The organism is Verrucosispora sp. NA02020, assembly GCF_013364215.1.
Taxonomy (GTDB): domain Bacteria; phylum Actinomycetota; class Actinomycetes; order Mycobacteriales; family Micromonosporaceae; genus Micromonospora.
In genome coordinates, this window is sequence record NZ_CP054923.1 from 3,434,774 (window position 1) to 3,450,513 (window position 15,740).

Below are 15,740 nucleotides of genomic sequence, written 5' to 3' on the forward strand. Positions count from 1 at the left end.
TCGGCGGTGCGGTGGCCTTGACGGCGGCCAACGCATCATAGCACCATGCATACGTATTCCAAGCCGCCTGGGCCGGCCGACTCAACCATGACCGTCTAACCCTTCGGCAGGAGTGACGATGATTCCCGGAACGACCCTCGGCACCGCCGTGGTGCGGGCTCTGGCCGCCGGTGGGGTGACTCGCGTCTTCGGCATCCCCGGCACACACACCCTCGGTCTCTACCGGGCCCTCGACGCCGCCCGGGTCGACCACGTCACCGCCCGGCACGAGCAGGGCGCCGGGTTCATGGCCGACGGCGCCACCCGCTCGACCGGGCAGGTGGCCGCCTGCTCGGTCATCTGCGGCCCCGGCATCGCCAACGTGGCCACCGCCGTCGGCCAGGCGTACTCCGACGCGGTGCCGATCCTGGTGCTCGCCGGTGACCTGTCCCGCGCCGAGCGCGGCGGCCGGGGCGGCCACGCCCACGAACTGCGCGACCAGGACGCGTTGCTGCGCGCCGTCACCGACCGGGTCACCCGCGCCTGCGAACCCGAGGACGTCCTGCACGCGGTCCGTGACGCCCTGGCACCCCGCCGCTGGGGACGCCCCGCACCGGCGGTGGTCCAGGTGCCGCAGGACCTCTGGGACGCCCCGGTGGATCCCGACCGCACCGGGCCGACCGCATCGGAACGCCGACCGGCACCGGCGGACGCCGGCATCGTGGACGAGACCGTGGCACTGCTCACCGACGCCCGTCGACCGGTGGTCGTCGCCGGTGGGGGAGCGGCCGGTGCCGCCGACGACCTGCGTCGCCTCGCCGAACGGCTGGACGCCCCGGTGCTGACCACGCTCAACGGCAAGGGCACCATAGACGCCCGGCACCGACTGCACGCCGGGATCGTCACCCAGCAGTACGGCGTACCGCAGGGTGCCGCCGAGGACCTGCTCACCGGCGCGGACGTGGTGCTGGCCGTCGGCACCGAACTCGGCCCGACCGACTTCTGGGCCACCCGGCCGAGGCTGACCGGCCGACTCGTGCACATCGACGTCGACCCGGTCGCCATCGGCCGCCACCTGCCCGCCGACATCGCCCTCACCGCCGACGTCGCGACCGTCCTCGCCGAACTGGCCGACCGGCTGCCGGTGGCGGACCGCTCCGGCGCCGCGTCGGCGGACACCTGCCGTCGACGGCTCGACGCCGAGGCCGCCGCCCTCGGTGCGCCGTACGCGTCGTGGATCGCCGCGCTGCGCCACGCCATGCCCGACGACGCCTGTCTCGCCGTCGACTCGACGGGTGCCAACTACTACGGTGCCACCCCGTTGTTCCCGGTGCACGGCCCGCGTGGCTGGCTCAACCCCTCCGGCCTGGGCACCCTCGGGTACGCGGTACCGGCCGCCATCGGCGCGGCGGTGGCCACCCCGGGACGGCCCACCGTGGCGCTCGTCGGCGACGGCGGCCTCATGTTCACCATGCCCGAACTGCTGGTCGCCGCCGAACGGGAGATCCCGCTCGTGACCGTCGTGTGGCGCAACGGCGGATTCGGCGAGATCGCCCGGTTGCTCGACGAGCAGGGCGCCGGGCCGGTCGGCTGCCAGCAGCGCGCCCCCGACTACCCGGCGCTGGCCGCCGCGCTCGGGTGCCGGTACGCCGAACCGCACGACCCGGCCGACCTCGCCGCCGCGGTGGCCCGTGGCCTCGACGCCGACGGCCCGACCCTGGTGGTGGTCCCGTGACCGGCCTGCTCGCCGATGCCACCGGCGCCTGGATCGACGGCGCCTGGCACGGCGGCGACACCGAACAACCGGTCACCGACCCGGCGCGCGGCCGACTGGTACGCCGACTGGCCGGGCCGGGAACGGCCGGTGTGGACCTGGCCGTCGACGTCGCCCGGCAGCGCTACGTCGGCGGGGTCTGGCGGCGGACCTCGCCGGCCGCCCGCGCCGCCGTGCTCCTGCGCCTCGCCGACCTGGTCGAGGAACACGGCGCGGAACTGGCCCGGACCGAGACCGCCGAGACCGGGTCGCCGCTGCGGCTGCGGCACGCGGTCGACGTCGAGGGCACCGCCGCCGCGCTGCGCTGGTTCGCCACCGCCGCCCGCCATCTCGACGGTGTCGCCGCCGCCGAGTACGTCCCCGGGCACACCAGCATGCTGCGCCGCGAACCGCTCGGCGTGGTGGCCGGACTCGCGCCCTGGAACCATCCGCTGCTGATGGCGGCGTGGAAGGTCGGGCCCGCCCTGGCCGCCGGCAACTCCATCGTGCTCAAGCCCGCCGCGCAGACCCCGCTGACCGCGCTGGCGCTGGGGCCGCTCGCCGCCCGCGCCGGCCTGCCCGACGGGGTGCTCAACGTGGTGACCGGTGGGGCCGAGGAAGGCCACCGGCTCGCCGCCCACCCGGACGTGGACCTGGTCTCGGTCACCGGCGGTACGGCCACCGGCCGACGGGTGCAGGCGGCGGCGGCCCGGCACGTCGCGCGTACCCATCTGGAACTGGGCGGCAACAGCCCGCTCGTGGTGTTCGCCGACGCCGACCTGGACCGGGCCCTGGACGCCGCGCTCTCGCTCGGGTTCTTCAACGCCGGGCAGGACTGCACCGCCGCCGCCCGGTTCCTGGTGCAGCGCTCGCGCTACGACCAGTTCGCCGAGACGCTGGCCCGGCGGACCGCCCGGTTGACCGTCGGCGACCCGCTGCACGAGGTGGACCAGGGGTCGCTGATCGACCGGGCCAACCGGGACCGGGTCGCGGCGCTGGTCGCGGACGCCGTGGCGGCGGGCCACACCCCGCTGACCGGCGGGCGGATCGTGCACCCGGACGGGCTGCCCGACGGGGCGTTCTACGCGCCGACCGTCTTCGCCGGTGTCCCGGACGACGCGCCGATCGTCGCCGAGGAGGTCTTCGGACCGGTGGTGACCGTGCAGCCCTTCGACGACGAGGACGAGGCGCTGCACCGCGCCAACGACTCGCCGTACGGGCTGGCCGCCGCCGTCTACACGCGTGACGTCGGCCGGGCGATGCGGTTCGCCCGCGACCTGGAGGTGGGTCAGGTCTGCGTCAACTCCTTCGGCGTCGGCGCGGAGGAGATGCCGCACGGCGGGGTGAAACAGTCCGGCCACGGCAGCGACCTGTCCCGGTACGGCTTCGAGGAGTTCACCCGACTCAAACACGTCGTGGTGCACCTCGGCGAAGCCGACGTGGCGACCGCACGGGAGGGTGGGACCGATGACTGACCCCGAGCGGGAGCGGCTCGCCGCCCTGCGCGCCGCCGTCCCGCTGCTGGCGACCAGGGCGTACCTGTTCAGTGGTGGGATCGCGCCGCTGGCCGAGCCGGTACGCGCCGAGATGGCGACCTGGGTCGACCGGTGGGCGGGCGACCCGCTGACGCACCGCGCCGACTACTTCGGTGACTGGGGCCGGTTGCGCACCGAGTTCGCCGGTCTGGTCGGTGCGGCACCGGCGGAGGTCGCGATCACCGAGAACACCTCCCGCGCGACGAACCTGGCACTGCGGCTGCTGGGCCTGCCGGCCGGCTCGACGGTGCTGGTCGACGACACCACGTACCCGACGATGGCCTGGGCCGCGCTCCGCCACGGCCTGCGGGTCCGGCTGGTCCGCCGGGCACCGGACGAGGCGGCGGTGGACGCCTTCGCCGCACTCACCGATCCGGGTACGAGCTGTCTCGCCGTCTCCCACGTGGCCGCGCTCGACGGCTACCGGCACGACCTGGCGGACCTGGCCGGTCTCTGCGCCGACCGGGGGATGCGCTTGTTCGTCGACGCCGCGCAGTCCACCGGCGCGGTGCCGGTCGACATGGCCCGCGACGGGATCGACGCGCTGGTCAGCACCGCGATGAAGTGGCTGCTCGGCCCGCCCGGGATCGGTTTCCTCGCGGTCCGGGAGGCCGCCGCCGCCGGCACGCCGCTGGACGTCGGCTACGTCAGCGCCCGGATCGCGGATTCGTACCAGCTCACCGAACTCCCACCGGTACCGTCCGGCGCGGCCGGCACCGAGGTGGGGTTGGCCGCGCTGCCGCTGCTCGCGGCGGCCACCGCTGGGATCCGGCTGGTCCGCGCCGCCGGCGTCGACACCATCGCCGACCGGGTGACACACCTGGTGGGGCGGGTCGTCGACGGGCTGGCCCGACGGGGCCTGACGGTCCTCACCCCGGCGCAGCCGCGGTGGCGGGCCGGCGTGGTCGCGTTCGCCGTCGACGACGCCCCCGCGCTCGCCGGTCACCTGCGTGAGCACGGCGTGGACGTGTGGGGATACCCGTCCGGCCGGGTGCGGGTCGACCCGCACGGGTTCAACGACGACGACGACATCGACCGACTGGTGGAGGGGATCGACGCATGGCAGACGCGACGCTGACCGGCCGGGTGGCCCTGGTCACCGGCGCCGGCAGCGGACTCGGCCGGGCCGTCGCGGTGCGGCTCGGGCTGGCCGGCGCCCGGGTGGCGGTGCACTACGCCAGCTCGGCGCGGGGCGCGGAGCAGACGGTGGCGGCGGTCCGGGCGGCCGGTGCCGAGGCGGTCGCCGTCGGCGCCGACCTGTCCGACCGGGCCGCCGCGCCCCGCCTGGTCGACGCGGTGACGGCCGCCCTCGGTCCGGTCGAGATCCTGGTCAACAACGCGGCCACCACCCGCTTCATCCCCTTCGACGACCTGGACGCCGCCGACGACGAGGTGTGGGAGTCGCTGCTGCGGGTCAACCTGCTCGCCCCGGTGGCGCTCTGCCGGGCGACGTTCGCGGCGATGGGTCGCACCGGCTGGGGCCGGGTGCTCAACGTGGCGTCGACGTCGGCCTTCGACCCGGCCGGCAGCAGCCTGCCGTACGCCGTGTCGAAGTCGGCGCTGGTCGCCTTCACCCAGGGGCTCGCCGCCGTCGCCCCGCCCGGAGTCGCGGTCAGCGCGATCGCGCCGGGCTGGATGGACACCCCGTGGGCGTCCCGGCACTCCGGCGGGTCGGCCGCCGGTGGCGCGGCGGAGGTGGACGTGGACGAGGTGGCGCGGGCCGCCGTCGAGCTGGTCACCGGCACCGCCGGCAACGGCACCGTGGTGGTGCTCGACGGCGGTGCCCGGTGGCGTCGGGCGCAACAGGGCGGGTGACCCGCCCCGCGCCCGGGACGGGTGCCGCTCTTAGTCGACCGCCGCCACGGTGAGCACCTCGCGGGGGTTCTCCACGGTCAGCCGGTGCAACTGCTCCTCGGCGACACCCCGGGCGCGCAGGCCCGGCAGGACACTGCCCAGCACGTAGCCGTACCCGTTGCCGCCGAACAGCGCGAACATGTCCCGCTTGCACACGTCCTGGGAGAGCACGATCCGGTGGTGTCCCTCGCCGAGCAGGGTCGCGACGGCGTCCAGGATCCGTTCCGTGTACGCCGGAGGGAAGGCGCCCAGGTTGTCGAAGGACAGCCAGGCGCCCCGGTCCAGCGCGGTGCGATAGAAGGCGAGCGACGGATGACTGTCGGCGTGGCCGATCACCACCCGGTCCGGCGCGACGCCCTCCTCCTCGAACAGGTCGAGGGCGTGCAGGCCGACGTCGCTGCCGACGGAGTGGGTGGCGATCGCCAGCCCGGTCCGTCGACTGGCCCGGGCCGCCGCCCGGTGGCAGCGCTCCTCCTGGGCGGAGATCCACGACTTGTCCGCGCCGATCTCGCCGATGATGCCGGGGCGTACGCCGGTCCCGTCGGCACCGTGCCGGATCTCCTCGACCAGCCGGTCGGCGAGCTGGTCGACGCTGCGCCGGTCGACGTCCTCGGCGGCGGGGTAGTAGGGCTGCCGGTACCACCCACAGCCCATCACGATGTGCAGGCCGGTGCGGCGGGCCAGCGCCGCCATCCGTGCCGGTTCCCGCCCGATGCCGGGCACGGTCAGCTCCACCAGGGCGTTGCCGCCCTGTGCGGTGAAGGCGGTCAGCTCCTCGACGAGCAGGTCGTCGTCGTCGGGCAGGCCGGCGACGTCGAAACGGCCGGGGATCTCCCAGAGCCGGATGTAGAGGTGCTCGTGCATCAGCGTGGTGCCGAGCGTGGCCGGGTCGATCTCGCCCAGCACGGTGACGATCCGTCCCGCGCTCATCCGACCGGCACCTCGTGCAGCGCCGCCGCCGGAACCCGCAGCGCGTCGTGGATGATCTCGACCGCCTCGTCGATCTCGGCGTCGTCGAAGACGGTCGGCAACGCGAACACCCCCCAGCCGCACACCCCCCGGTTGAGCAGGGCGAGCCGCATCGCGGCGTTGACCTCACCCCAGGCCGCCGGGGTGCGCTCGGTGGTGGCGACACTGACCAGCGAACCGACCTGGCGTACCTCCAGTGCCAGGTCCAGGTCGGCGAAGGCGCCCCGGAGCCGGGTGGCGAACCGCTCACCGAGCCGTTCCAGGCGCGGGTACGCGTCGGCGTCGAGCAGCCGCAGCGTGGCCAGCCCGGCGGCGGCGGTCACCGGATTGCCGTTGAACGTGCCGGCGTGTGCCAGCCGGGGCCCACCGGCCGCGTCGGTCACCGCCATCACGTCGACCCGTCCGCCGTACGCGCCGACCGGCATGCCGCCGCCGATCACCTTGCCGTAGGCGGTGAGGTCCGGGGTGACGCCGTAGCGCTGCTGCGCGCCCCCGGGTGCGACCCGGAACGCGATGACCTCGTCGAAGAGCAGGAGTACACCGTGGGCCGTGGCGGCTGCCCGGACGGCCTCGAGGAAGCCGGGTGCCGGCGGGATCCAGGTGGCGATGGAGGCCATCGGGGTGACGATGACGGCGGCCAGCCGGTCGGCGTACCGCTCGATCAGCGAGACCACGCCGTCGGTGTCGTTGAACGACCCGATGACCACGTTGTCGGCGAGGTTCGCCGGCACCCCGGCGGTGTACGGCGCGCCGCGTTCGGAGCCGGGGGTCGCCGCGTTGATCTCCATGCCGTCGAAGGTGCCGTGGTACGAGCCGTCCATCTTCAGCACGAGGTCACGACCGGTGTACGCCCGGGCCGTCTTGATCATCATCATGGTGGCCTCGGTGCCGGAGTTGGTGAACCGCAGCCGGTCCAGCGAGGGCACCCGGGCGCACAGCTCCTCGGCGAGGTCGATCTGCACCGTGTTGGGGGCGAGCACGGCGGTGGCCCGACCGGCCTGGTCCCGGATGGCCTCGGTGACCTGCGGGTGGACGTGGCCGTGGATCAGCGACGTCGCGTTGTAGATCAGGTCGAGCAGCCGGTGACCGTCGGCGTCCTCCAGACGTGTCCCGGCGGCGCGTTCCACGTAAACGGGATACGGATTCATCGCCAGCGAATAGCGTGTGTCGCCGCCGGGAAGGACCTGGCGAGCGCGGTGGAAGAGAGCCGCCGATGCGGGCGTACGCTCTTCAAATGTGGACCTTTCGGTGGTGATCCAGTCTGCGATCCGAGTCCCGGCGCCCATCCGTTGACAGCCTCCCGCCTCAACCCTACTGTGCATTCGTAGTCACAGCGTCTGACGTCACAGTAGGGCCTCAAGGACCGTCGGACAAGGGCCCGGAACCACCCGACGAGGGGAGCCCGACCAGCGTGAGCGCCGCAGCGAGTACCTCGACCCGCGTACCCCGCCGACTGGCCGATCTCGACACCCCCGCGCCACTGGTGGAGGTCCCCCGGCTCGACGCCAACCTGCGTCGGGGCGCCGAGATCGCCGACCGGGACGGGCTGGCGCTGCGTCCGCACGCCAAGACCCACAAGACCGTGGAGATAGCCCGCCGGCAGCTCGCCACCGGGGCCACCGGACTCACCGTGTCCAAGCTGGACGAACTCGACGCGCTGCGTCCGGCCGGCGCGGCCGACTACCTGCTCGCCTACCCGGTGGTCACCGCCGTGAAGGCGGACCGCCTGGTGGCGCTCTCGACGACCACCCCGGCGCGGATGCTCGTCGGGCTGGACAGCCCGGCCGGCGCCGAGGTGCTCAGCGGTGCCGCCATCCGCGCCGGCGTCGAGATCGAGGTGCTGATCGAGGTCGACAGCGGCCTCGGGCGCTGCGGCGTGGCGCCGGACGACGCCGCCGACCTGGCGGACCTGGTCACCGGTCGGCCCGGCCTGCGGATCGCCGGGGTGTTCACCCACGCCGGCCACGCCTACGCCGCCCGCGACGCCGCCCACCTGGCCCGGACCGCCCAGTCCGAGGCCGACGCCGTCCGGCGGGCCGCCGCCGCGCTCCGCGCCGCGGGCACCACCTGCGAGGTGGTCAGCGTCGGCTCGACCCCGACGTTCCTCACCGCCGCAGACCGCCGTGGCGTCACCGAGACCCGACCCGGCAACTACGCGCTGCTCGACCGCACCCAGGTCGCCCTCGGCGTGGCCACCCTCGACCAGTGCGCGCTCTCCGTCCTCTGCACCGTGGTCAGCACCGGCCCGGGACGCGCCGTGGTCGACGCCGGCTCCAAGGTCTTCGGCCTCGATCGCGGCGCGCACGGCGTCAGCGTGCTCGACGGCTACGGCGAGGACCCGGACCGGGGCGCGGTGCTGTCCTGGCTCTCCGAGGAACACGGTGTCGTCGACGACCCGTCCGGGCGGTTCCGCGTCGGCGACCGCCTGCGCTTCGTGCCCAACCACGCCTGCGTCGCCGCCAACCTCACCCGCCACCTGTATTTCGTCGACGGTGACACGGTGCTGGAGACCGTCGCCGTGGCCGCCTCCGGCGGTGGCCGATGACCGGCGGCCCGGACCTGCTGCTGCGCGGCGGCACCGTCGTCGACGGGACCGGCGGTCCGCCCACGGTCACCGACGTCCGGATCAGTGCCGGCCGGATCGACGGGCTCGGCCCCACCGGCCGGGTCCGCGACGCCGTCGAGGTCGACTGCCGTGGCCTGCACGTGCTGCCCGGTGCCGTCGACGCGCACTCGCACGCCGACTTCACCCTGCCGACCACGCCGCACGCCGCCGGGCTGCTGCGTCAGGGAGTCACCACCGTCGTCACCGGCAACTGCGGCTTCTCGCCCTTCCCGGTGCGCCACCCCGACGCCCCACCGGCCAGCGGCGGGTTCCTCAACCCCATCCTGCCGCACGGCTGGCCGGACCTGGCCGCCTACCGCACCGCGCTCACCGCCGCCGGAATCCGGGTCAACGTCGCGCCGATGATCGGCCACGGCTCGGTACGGGCGGCCACCGCCCGGGCCGACGGGGACACCGGGGCGCACCGGGCACGTGTCCGCCACGCGATCACCCGGGCACTGGCCCAGGGCGCGGTCGGGGTCAGCCTCGGGCTGGCGTACCCCGACGGCCGTGCGGCGGACCGGACCGAACTCACCGACGTGGCGACGCTGGCCGCCACGACCGGCGCGGTGCTCGCGGTGCACCTGCGCGACGAACGGTCCGGCTGCGTCGCCGCCGTCGACGAGATCCTCGACCTGGCCGCGCGCAGCGGCGTGGCCACCCAGATCTCGCACCTCAAGGCGATGGGACGGGCGAACTGGGGATCCACCCGCACCACCCTGGCGCACATCGACCGGGCCCGCGCCGCAGGCGTCGACGTCACCGTCGACATGTACCCGTACACGGTCGGCGCGACGACGCTGACCGCCGCGCTGCCCGACTGGGCCGACACCGGCGGCGCCGAGGCGATCCGTCGGCTGGTCCGCGACCCCGCCGGCCGGGCCCGGTTGCTGACCGAACTCGCCGCCGGAGGCGGCTACGTCGGCCTCGACGAGGTCGTCGTCTCGCACGCCTCGCCCCGGTGGCGGCCGGTGATCGGACGCCCGCTGCCGCAGGCCGCCGCCGCGCTCGCCGTCACCCCCGGCGAACTGCTGCTCGACATCCTGGCCGACGACGCCGCCGGGGCCACCATGCTGGTCGACGCGATGACCGCCGACGACGTCGACCGGGTCCTCACCCACCCCGCCGCGATGGTCGGCTCCGACGGATGGGTCATCGACCCCACGCCGGGCGCGCATCCGCGCAACTTCGCCACCTTCGTGCGGACGCTGCGCGCCGCCGCCGACCGACCCGAGCGACTGGCCGACGCGGTCCGCCGACAGAGCGCCGCCGTCGCCGACCGGTTCGGGCTGGTCGGGCGGGGCCGGGTCGTCCCCGGGCACTGGGCCGACCTGGTCGTGGTGGACCTCGCCGCGCTGCACGACGGCGGCGACGACCCGACCGTACGGCCCGACGGCGTGCGGCAGGTCCTCGTCAACGGGATCGCCGGGTACGGCGAACTCCTTCCCACCACACCACGACCGGCGGGGCGGGTGCTGCGCCGCGCCGCCGACGGCAGGAGGCCACGATGACCGTCAACCCGCTGTCCAGTCCGGTGACCGGGGAACACCTCGGCGAATGGTCGGAGGTCGGCCCGGCCGGCGTCGACGCCGCCGTACGCACCGCCTCGGCGGCACTGCCCCGGATGGCCGCGCTGTCCCGCTGGCAGCGGTGTGACCTGCTGATCGCGACCGCCCGTGCGCTGAGGGCCCGCCGGGACCGGGTCGTCGCCGATCTCCTGGTGGAGCACGGCAAGGTCCGGGCCGAGGCGGAGGCGGAGGTGGACACCGCCATCCACGCGCTGGAGAGCACCGCCGAGTACGCCCGCCGCCTCGACGACGGCACGCCGACCATGTCCGACCCGGCCAAACGCGTCTTCGTCGACCGGATCCCGCTCGGGGTGATCGGCGTGATCACTCCCTGGAACTTCCCGGTCAACATCCCGCTGGAGTACCTCGGGCCCGCGCTGGCGATGGGCAACACGGTGGTCTGGAAGGGGGCCGAGAGCACCCTGCGCAGCAGCGCCCACGTGCTCGCCGCGATCGTCGAGGCGGGCTGGCCCGACGGCGCGGTCACCCTGGTCGAGGGCGGACCGCAGACCGGTGCGGCACTCGCCGCCCACCAGGGCCTGGCGGCCGTCGGGTTCACCGGCAGCAGCACGGTCGGGCACCGTATCGCCGCGACCGGTGGGATGCGTCGGCTGCTGCTCGAACTCGGCGGCAACGGCCCCACCGTGGTCTTCGACGACGCCGACCCGTACCAGGTGGCCGAGGCCGTCGTCACCGCCGCCACGTTCTGTTCCGGGCAGAGCTGCGCGGCCACCGAGCGGGTCCTGGTCCAACAGGGCCGCTACCGGCAGGTACTCGACGCCGTCGCGGCGGTGGCCGCCGAGCGTCGGGTCGGCGCACCGGAGGACACCGACGCGGCCTTCGGCCCACTGCACCTGGCGCAGACCGGTGCCACCATGCGCGAGCACCTCGCCGACGCCACCGACCGGGGAGCCCGGCTGGTGGTCGGCGGCGAGCCGCTGACCGACGCCCCCACCGACCGGTACTGGCCGTTGAGCGTGCTCGACCGGGTGGACCCGGCGTCACTGGTGTTCACCGAGGAGACCTTCGGCCCGGTCGTCCCGCTCACCCCGTTCCGCGACGAGGAGGCGCTCGCCGATCTGGTCGCCGCCGGCGGGTACGGGCTCAACGGCGCGGTCTTCACCGCCGACCTGGACCGGGCGTTCCGGGTGGCGCAGTCACTGCCGTGCGGCAGCGTCGTGGTCAACGACCACTCCAACGTCTGGGAGACGCACCTGCCGTTCGGCGGCCACCCCGGACGCGGCAGCGGCATCGGCCGGGTCGGTGCGCCGTACGCGCTGCTGGAGTTCTCCACCGTGCGCAGCACCATCCTGCACCTGGGGAGAGCGGGCCGTGGCTGACCCGTCGACGACCGGGCCGCAGCCGGACGGCACCGACACGCCCGTGCCGGCCGACCTCGTGCTGCGCCACGGGCGCGTGGTCACCCTCGACCCGCGCCGCCGCATCCTCACCGACGGCACGATCGTCGTGCACGCCGGCCGGATCCGCTGGGTCGGCCCCGACCGGCTCCGTCCGGCGACCACCGGGCCGGAACGGGACCTGGCCGGCGCCGTGGTCCACCCGGGCCTGGTCGACGCGCACGTGCACACCGGCACCGAGACGGTCCGGGGCCTCGCGCCCAAGGGCGCCGAGAGCTGGGAGACCGTGGAGGAGGTGGCCTACCTCGGCAAGACCCCGTACGACGAGGAGTTGGCCGCCACCCTGAGCGCGATGGACATGGTGTCCAGCGGCACCACGCTGTTCGCCGACACCGGCGGCTCGGTGCACCTGGACGCCACCGCGCGGGGGATCGCGGCGGTGGGGATGCGCGGCATCCCCGGCCACATCCTCTGCGACGTGCCGCAGGACGGTGTGCTGGTCGAGGTGGCGACCGACACCGACACCTGCCTGGCCCGGCTCCGGGACCAGCTCGACCGGTACCCGTGGCGGCCCGACGCGCGGGTCCGCGCCGCGGTGACCCTGGTCGGCATGGGCCTGGACAGCGACGCGCTGTTGACCGCCGCCGCCGGTCTGGCCGAGGAGTACGACGTACCGCTGATCATGCACCAGTCGTGGGACCGGGCCGAGGTGGACGCCAGCCTCGCCGGGTGCGGCGTCCGGCCCGTGACCCGGCTGCGCGACCTCGGTCTGCTCGGCGCGCGCACCACCCTCGTGCACATGATCCAGACCGACGACGCCGAGCGGGACCTGGTCCGGGAGACCGGCACCCGGGTCGTGCACTGCCCGTCGGCGTCGCTGCGGCGGGCCAAGGGGGCGCTGCGCGACGGGCGGTTCCCGGAGATGGTCGCCGACGGCGTCACGGTCGCGCTCGGCTCGGACGGCCTGTCCGGCCCGCGTGACCTGTTCCGTCAGGCATACCTCGCGGCGACGGTCTTCCGGGAACTGCGCGACGAACTGCCCACGCTCACCGCCGAGCAGGTGCTGGAGATGTCCACCCTGCACGGTGCCCGCGCACTCGGCATGTCCGACGAGGTCGGCTCGATCGAGGTGGGCAAACGCGCGGACCTGGTGGTCCACGCCACCGACCGGCCCCAGTCCCTGCCGGCCTTCGACGACCCCGTCGACTGGCTGGTCTTCTATGCCGGGGCCCGCACCGTCGACACCGTCCTGGTCGACGGCGAGATCCTCTACGACCGTGGACGGTTCACCCGGATCGACACCGACGAGGTACTCGCCGCCGTCGCCGACCAGGCCCGCCGACACGAACGCGCCATCGGCCCGGACCGCTTCGCCCGCTGGCCGCTGATCCGCTGACCGCCGCCCGGTCCGTCCCCTCACCACCGACCACCGGCCACGCTGGGAGTTGCCATGCCTCCGTCCACCCCGACCGCCGTCGCACCCCGTGAGCCGGCCGAGCCCGGGTACGCCGACCTCGACGAGATTCAGCGCCGGGTGCTGTGGCTCGCCGTCCGGATGGTCGACGCCGCGAACCGGGAACGACCCAACCTCGACGGGGTGAAGGTCGGCGGCCACCAGGCGTCCAGCGCCTCGCTGGTCTCGGCGATGACCGCGCTCTGGTTCGCCCACCTCGGGCCGGACGACCGGGTGGCGGTCAAGCCGCACGCCGCGCCGGTCTTCCACGCGATCCAGTATCTGCTCGGCGACCTGGACCGCGCGTACCTCACCCGGCTGCGTAGCCGGGGCGGCCTCCAGTCGTACCCGTCCCGGACCAAGGACCCGGACCGGGTCGACTTCTCCACCGGCTCGGTCGGGCTCGGCGCCGCCGCACCGTTGTTCGCCGCCGCCACCCGCCGGTACGTCGACGCGCACTTCGGGCCCCGCCCCCGGTCCCGCTTCGTGGCCATCCTGGGCGACGCCGAACTCGACGAGGGCAATATCTGGGAGGCCGTGGCGGACCCGGCCACCCAGGGGCTCGGCGACGTGATGTGGCTCGTCGACTTCAACCGGCAGTCCCTGGACCGGGTGGTCCCCGGGGTCCGGATCGACCAGTGGCGTGGCCAGTTCGAGGCGGCGGGCTGGCACGTGCTGGAGGTGAAGTACGGCCGGCGGCTCCAGGCGGCGTTCGCCCGCCCCGGCGGTCACCACCTGCGCGCCTGGCTGGACCGGATGCCCAACGAGCAGTACCAGTCGATGTTCGGCCTCACCGGCCGGACCCTGCGCGACCGGCTGACCGAGGGGGCGCCGGCCGAACTCGGTGACGTCCTCGCCGAGGTGGCCGACGAGGACCTCGCGACGTTGGTGCGCGACCTCGGCGGCCACGACGTCGAGGCGCTGCTGTCCGCGTACGCGCAGTGCGACGCGGTCACCGACCGGCCCAGCGTGGTGTTCGCATACACGGTCAAGGGCTGGGGTCTGCCCACCGCCGGTGATCCGCGAAACCACTCCAGCCTGCTGACCGGCGCGCAGATCGACGAGTTGCGGGCACAGCTCGGCCTCACCGCCCAGACCGAGTGGGACCGCCTCGACCCGGGAACCGCTGCCGGGGCCCTGGCCGCCGGACGCGCCGAGCTGTTGCGCCGACCCGCCGCCGCCCCCGCACCGCCGATCGCCCTGCCGGCGCAGACCGGAGTCGGCACCCGCCGGCCGATCGCCACCCAGGAGGCGTTCGGTCGCATCCTGACCGACCTCGCCCGGATCGACACCGTGGCCCCGTACCTGGTCACCACCGCGCCGGACGTGGCCACCTCGACCAACCTGGCCGGATTCATCAACCGCACCGGCGTGTTCGCCCCGACCGCGCGGCGGAGCTGGACCGAGGACGGCATCCTGCGCTGGAGCGAGGGGCCCACCGGGCAGCACGTCGAACTCGGCATCTCCGAGATGAACCTCTTCCTGCTGCTGGGCCAACTCGGTCTCGCCGAGCACTTGTCCGGCCAGCGCCTGCTGCCGGTGGGCACGGTCTACGACCCGTTCGTCCTGCGTGGACTGGACGCCTTCGTCTACGGCGCCTACTCCGGATCGCGGTTCGTGGTGGCCGGCACCCCGTCCGGGGTCTCGCTCGCCGCCGAGGGCGGGGCGCACCAGTCCACCATCACCCCCTCGGTCGGCCTGGAACTGCCGAACGTCACCTTCGTCGAGCCCGCCTACGCGGGCGCGCTCGACTGGCTGCTCTGCGACGCGCTGCACCGCGTCGGCACGGCGGCGCAGCCGACCGGTGACGGCGGGACCGACGCGTCCGGCGACGGGGAGGGCAGCTACTACTTCCGGCTCACCACCCGACCGATCGACCAGCAGCCGTACGAGGCCGCCCGGCAGCGCATCGGCGACGTGGCGTTGCGTCGGCAGGTGCTCGACGGCGCGTACCGCCTGGTCGACGCGTACCTGGAGTATCCGCACCTGCGCGGCGACGGGCTCGCGCCGGCACCGCTGGTGCACCTGGTCGGTTCCGGGGCGGTGCTGCCCGAGGTCCTCGCGGCCGCCGCGGAACTCGCCGAGGAGGGGATCGCCGCACACGTGGTCGACGTGACGAGCCTGGACCGGCTGTACCGGAGTTGGCAGCGGTCGTTGCGCCGGTCGGTGCGGACCGCCACCCTGCCGGAGTTGCCGGGTGCGTTGCACTGCGCGTTCGGCACCCGGGCGCCGGTGGTCACCGTCCACGACGCGGCGTCGCACGCGATGTCCTGGATCGGTTCGGCGCTCGGGGTGCCGGCGGTGCCGTTGGGGGTCGACCGGTTCGGCGAGTCCGGCACGGTGGCCGACCTCTACGAACTGCACGACCTGATGCCGGGAAGCATCGTCAACGCCGCGCTGACCGCGCTGGCGCTCGGAGGCGGTCAGGGTCGGTGAGCGCCCGCCGGTGCCGGCTACCGTCCGGAAACCTCCTGGAAGTTACGACGGCAGGGGCCCGGCGTGTCCGCGGCGACACCGATAGTTGCGGTGGCTATCGTCCGAGGTGACGCGCTCGCGGCGCCGCTGAACAGGATCAACAGCGCGGTGCTCGGTTGTTCCGGTCGGTCGCTGATGTCGGGAGTGTTTCCGGAAGTTGTTGACGTGTCCAGGGAAGTCGGCCAATACTG

At 74.4% G+C, this 15,740-nt stretch carries 11 protein-coding genes; 9 read left to right on the plus strand and 2 right to left on the minus strand.

Annotated elements, in window-relative coordinates; genetic code table 11:
* Positions 1-118 precede the first annotated feature (118 nt).
* The 4 genes from HUT12_RS14960 to HUT12_RS14975 are packed head-to-tail and all read left to right on the plus strand — an operon-like array spanning position 119 to position 5,082.
* Positions 119-1,714 carry a thiamine pyrophosphate-binding protein gene (locus tag HUT12_RS14960; RefSeq protein ID WP_176093774.1) on the plus strand — a complete coding sequence of 532 codons (1,596 nt, stop codon included), beginning with the start codon at positions 119-121 and terminating at the stop codon, positions 1,712-1,714.
* Positions 1,711-3,207, plus strand: coding sequence for an aldehyde dehydrogenase family protein (locus HUT12_RS14965; protein WP_217706001.1), 1,497 nt, complete (start codon positions 1,711-1,713; stop codon positions 3,205-3,207). The genes HUT12_RS14960 and HUT12_RS14965 overlap by 4 nt, the downstream gene beginning before the upstream one ends.
* Entirely contained in the window at positions 3,200-4,345 is a 1,146-nt protein-coding gene (locus tag HUT12_RS14970) for an aminotransferase class V-fold PLP-dependent enzyme (RefSeq protein WP_176093775.1), read from the plus strand. The genes HUT12_RS14965 and HUT12_RS14970 overlap by 8 nt, the downstream gene beginning before the upstream one ends.
* Positions 4,327-5,082, plus strand: coding sequence for an SDR family NAD(P)-dependent oxidoreductase (locus HUT12_RS14975; protein WP_176093776.1), 756 nt, complete (start codon positions 4,327-4,329; stop codon positions 5,080-5,082). The genes HUT12_RS14970 and HUT12_RS14975 overlap by 19 nt, the downstream gene beginning before the upstream one ends.
* 30 nt (positions 5,083-5,112) lie before the next feature.
* Here the strand turns inward: HUT12_RS14975 and HUT12_RS14980 are convergent, their stop codons facing one another.
* Both HUT12_RS14980 and HUT12_RS14985 read right to left on the minus strand, forming a co-directional pair.
* Positions 5,113-6,051, minus strand: a complete 939-nt coding sequence (locus HUT12_RS14980) for a phosphotriesterase (RefSeq protein WP_131057089.1) — start codon at positions 6,049-6,051, stop codon at positions 5,113-5,115.
* Positions 6,048-7,412: an aspartate aminotransferase family protein gene (locus tag HUT12_RS14985; RefSeq protein ID WP_368660258.1), complete on the minus strand. Its 1,365-nt coding sequence runs from the start codon at positions 7,410-7,412 to the stop codon at positions 6,048-6,050. Before HUT12_RS14985 ends, HUT12_RS14980 begins: the two co-directional genes overlap by 4 nt.
* 89 nt (positions 7,413-7,501) lie before the next feature.
* Here HUT12_RS14985 and HUT12_RS14990 point away from each other — a divergent pair, with 89 nt between their 5' ends.
* The 5 genes from HUT12_RS14990 (at position 7,502) to HUT12_RS15010 (ending at position 15,510) form a co-directional block, all read left to right on the plus strand.
* The gene (locus HUT12_RS14990) at positions 7,502-8,635 is read left to right on the plus strand and encodes an alanine racemase (protein WP_176093778.1); all 1,134 of its coding nucleotides are present in this window, start codon (positions 7,502-7,504) and stop codon (positions 8,633-8,635) included.
* Positions 8,632-10,206, plus strand: a complete 1,575-nt coding sequence (locus HUT12_RS14995; protein WP_176093779.1) for an amidohydrolase family protein — start codon at positions 8,632-8,634, stop codon at positions 10,204-10,206. Before HUT12_RS14990 ends, HUT12_RS14995 begins: the two co-directional genes overlap by 4 nt.
* Positions 10,203-11,603 carry an aldehyde dehydrogenase gene (locus tag HUT12_RS15000; RefSeq protein ID WP_176093780.1) on the plus strand — a complete coding sequence of 467 codons (1,401 nt, stop codon included), beginning with the start codon at positions 10,203-10,205 and terminating at the stop codon, positions 11,601-11,603. The genes HUT12_RS14995 and HUT12_RS15000 overlap by 4 nt, the downstream gene beginning before the upstream one ends.
* A complete protein-coding gene (locus tag HUT12_RS15005) occupies positions 11,596-13,017 on the plus strand; it encodes an amidohydrolase family protein (protein WP_161594985.1) in 1,422 nt (473 codons plus the stop codon). The genes HUT12_RS15000 and HUT12_RS15005 overlap by 8 nt, the downstream gene beginning before the upstream one ends.
* 159 nt (positions 13,018-13,176) lie before the next feature.
* The gene (locus HUT12_RS15010) at positions 13,177-15,510 is read left to right on the plus strand and encodes a transketolase C-terminal domain-containing protein (protein ID WP_254877056.1); all 2,334 of its coding nucleotides are present in this window, start codon (positions 13,177-13,179) and stop codon (positions 15,508-15,510) included.
* The last annotated feature ends 230 nt before the right edge of the window (positions 15,511-15,740 follow it).

What these genes read in the sequence shown, in the direction of transcription:
- HUT12_RS14960 (WP_176093774.1), top strand. Translation starts at nt 119, where the DNA reads ATGATTCCCGGAACGACCCTCGGCACCGCCGTGGTGCGGGCTCTGGCC.
- HUT12_RS14970 (WP_176093775.1), top strand. Translation starts at nt 3,200, where the DNA reads ATGACTGACCCCGAGCGGGAGCGGCTCGCCGCCCTGCGCGCCGCCGTC.
- HUT12_RS14975 (WP_176093776.1), top strand. Translation starts at nt 4,327, where the DNA reads ATGGCAGACGCGACGCTGACCGGCCGGGTGGCCCTGGTCACCGGCGCC.
- HUT12_RS14980 (WP_131057089.1), bottom strand. Translation starts at nt 6,051, where the DNA reads ATGAGCGCGGGACGGATCGTCACCGTGCTGGGCGAGATCGACCCGGCC.
- HUT12_RS14985 (WP_368660258.1), bottom strand. Translation starts at nt 7,412, where the DNA reads ATGCACAGTAGGGTTGAGGCGGGAGGCTGTCAACGGATGGGCGCCGGG.
- HUT12_RS14995 (WP_176093779.1), top strand. Translation starts at nt 8,632, where the DNA reads ATGACCGGCGGCCCGGACCTGCTGCTGCGCGGCGGCACCGTCGTCGAC.
- HUT12_RS15000 (WP_176093780.1), top strand. Translation starts at nt 10,203, where the DNA reads ATGACCGTCAACCCGCTGTCCAGTCCGGTGACCGGGGAACACCTCGGC.
- HUT12_RS15010 (WP_254877056.1), top strand. Translation starts at nt 13,177, where the DNA reads ATGGTCGACGCCGCGAACCGGGAACGACCCAACCTCGACGGGGTGAAG.